We start from the raw sequence: 2048 nt of genomic DNA, 5'->3' as shown, positions 1-2048 counted from the left end.
CGATAGCCTTTTACTGTGCTGCCATCCTGCGGTTTTGCTTCGCTCATAATTTCCTCTGGTTATTTCAGACACACGTTATTGATATAGGCCTGCAAGCCTTCTATTTGGGTTGTGGCAATTCCGATCCGCTCTCTGAGACTGAGATAATTGCGTTCAAATTCTGCATCATATCGGGGGCCGGTAGCATCATCCATGCCGGTGGTACCGGTGGCTTTGGACACTGGCTTTGGACATGTTGCGTTGAGCTGCAACCGCTTAGCGCCATTAGCGATATCAGCACGAAGGCGCTCGTTTTCAGATTTGGCATCTGCCAACTCCTTTGTGTATTTGATATCAATAGCGGCGACTTGCTGGCGCTGGACCTCTATCTGGTCGAGGGTGGTTTGTTGTTGCCTGGCTACTGCTGTTATTTCTGCCACGTCACGCTTGAGCTTTGTCACTTGGCCTTGGTAATAGGCCGATCCAAAGAATGAAGCAACCAGAGCAGCAATAAGTATTGCCGTTACCCGATTCATGCCGGATATTCTTTGTATGGTAGCTGGAAATGAGGCCCATCTTTTAGCGTCTTCCAGTCGCCACCCCACTCAATAGGAACGCCAACATCTTTGGCCGCCTGTTTGAATGCGATGGCTATCTGCTCGTAATATTTCCATTCCCATGAGCCGCTTGCGGCTGGATAAGCAAACACGTCGATAGCGTGGCCAGTAATATGGCGGCTATTCATCGTCTGGCTGGCACCCTTGGCTACCAGCTCTTTTTGTCGCTCAACAGTTCGAAGCCCCTCAGTTACGCCGAAATCAACAAGCGATAACTCCAGAGCACGGCGAACGACTTGCACTAGTGCCGGGTTAACGCCTTTTAAGTTATTTTCACTGCGCTGGCTAAATTTATTGGTTTGCATTGCCTGCCCCTGTTTTGTTGCCAATAATGCGACGAAGCACAGAACCGATATATGCCGTCCCTAAATAACCAAGAAACACGCTACTCATCATCGCCCAGCTTGGGTCTAGAGATAAAATAAGCAGCATATCTTTAATGAACCATGCAATGAGTGAGCACATAGCAGCGTCAAGCGTGACTTTCACTTTGTCATCTCCTGAGTACCACCCGCGCAGTAACGCCATTAATGCCGCAAGCGCAGCGCTTAATAGCTCACCCCTGTGTTCAGCAATCCATAGCCCTATCACCGTCCATACATCTGGGGAGTTGTGCATTCTCATATCCTGCCTCCCCATTGGGGAAATTAATCCCGGCGTATGTCGGGCTCGTATGCTGTGTGTAGGGAATAGCCCTGCCGCCGTGATCCATTCAGACACGGAGTTTTTGAGGGTGATTGGCGCTGGCGGCGGGCTAAATAAAAAAGGCCCACCGAAGTGAGCCTTAAAATTTTATGCCGACTAGCTAATTAACTTGAGATCGGCTTTGCGTTGCTGCTTTTGTTCCTGATAGAAGTTTTCGTGCGAACCTAAACTTAACAAGTAAAGCTCGATTTTATCTTCTACCCAGCTATATCCCAGCAACGTAAGCTGGTTATTAAGCTGAAACTTATGGACACGGAGATAACTCAGATCCCCCTTTTTCTGCTCGCCTATGATGGGGTTTTTGATAATCTTTTCGATTTCATCTTCCACCACCACCAGGTGAACCTCTGGTAGTTTTGCTAATGCCTTTGTGAATCGACGGGTTTCATAAACGTCAATCTCACTTCCGTGCTGTCCTTCTGACATAGCGCGTAACCTTGTGGTTATCGACCTCGCTTTGCGCCAGTAGAGATTCAAGAATAAAACTGTAAGGCAAATCAGGGTTATCTTCGGCTATACGCCCTATCTTTGCCCAATGTTCAATCTGCTTTGGAACACTGCGACTTGCAGCATCAGCATGAACCTTTACGTCGCTAACAAAGTCGTCATCTAAACGAATACTGGTAGCCATTATGCGTGCCTCTTCGGATTTTGTATTTCATGTGACGAGAATCACATACGCTGGGCGATAGCGCACAGTCAATATGCAACAATATGTCGCAACATGCAATCTTTAATTGTTATATT

The 2048-nt window shown here is 47.6% G+C and carries 5 protein-coding genes; all 5 read right to left on the bottom strand.

Annotation, left to right across the window (positions count from 1 at the left end):
- Positions 1-59: 59 nt before the first annotated feature.
- The 5 genes from AEP37_RS23425 to AEP37_RS23405 all read right to left on the bottom strand — a co-directional run bounded on the left by AEP37_RS23425 (position 60) and on the right by AEP37_RS23405 (position 1932).
- Entirely contained in the window at positions 60-515 is a 456-nt protein-coding gene (locus tag AEP37_RS23425) for a lysis protein (protein WP_049615581.1), read from the bottom strand.
- Positions 512-901 carry a M15 family metallopeptidase gene (locus AEP37_RS23420; RefSeq protein ID WP_049615580.1) on the bottom strand — a complete coding sequence of 130 codons (390 nt, stop codon included), beginning with the start codon at positions 899-901 and terminating at the stop codon, positions 512-514. The genes AEP37_RS23425 and AEP37_RS23420 overlap by 4 nt, the downstream gene beginning before the upstream one ends.
- Positions 888-1220 (bottom strand): phage holin, lambda family, encoded by a 333-nt coding sequence (locus tag AEP37_RS23415; protein ID WP_049615579.1) that lies wholly within the window; start codon positions 1218-1220, stop codon positions 888-890. Before AEP37_RS23415 ends, AEP37_RS23420 begins: the two co-directional genes overlap by 14 nt.
- Positions 1221-1397: 177 nt before the next feature.
- The gene (locus AEP37_RS23410; RefSeq protein ID WP_049615578.1) at positions 1398-1727 is read right to left on the bottom strand and encodes a type II toxin-antitoxin system RelE/ParE family toxin; all 330 of its coding nucleotides are present in this window, start codon (positions 1725-1727) and stop codon (positions 1398-1400) included.
- Positions 1702-1932 carry a ParD-like family protein gene (locus tag AEP37_RS23405; RefSeq protein ID WP_048901742.1) on the bottom strand — a complete coding sequence of 77 codons (231 nt, stop codon included), beginning with the start codon at positions 1930-1932 and terminating at the stop codon, positions 1702-1704. Before AEP37_RS23405 ends, AEP37_RS23410 begins: the two co-directional genes overlap by 26 nt.
- Positions 1933-2048 lie beyond the last annotated feature (116 nt).

Source organism: Yersinia pekkanenii (genome assembly GCF_001152565.1).
In the GTDB taxonomy this organism is placed as follows: domain Bacteria; phylum Pseudomonadota; class Gammaproteobacteria; order Enterobacterales; family Enterobacteriaceae; genus Yersinia; species Yersinia pekkanenii.
Note: the sequence above shows the minus strand (reverse complement) of the source record. Positions and strands in the feature narration are given on the sequence as shown.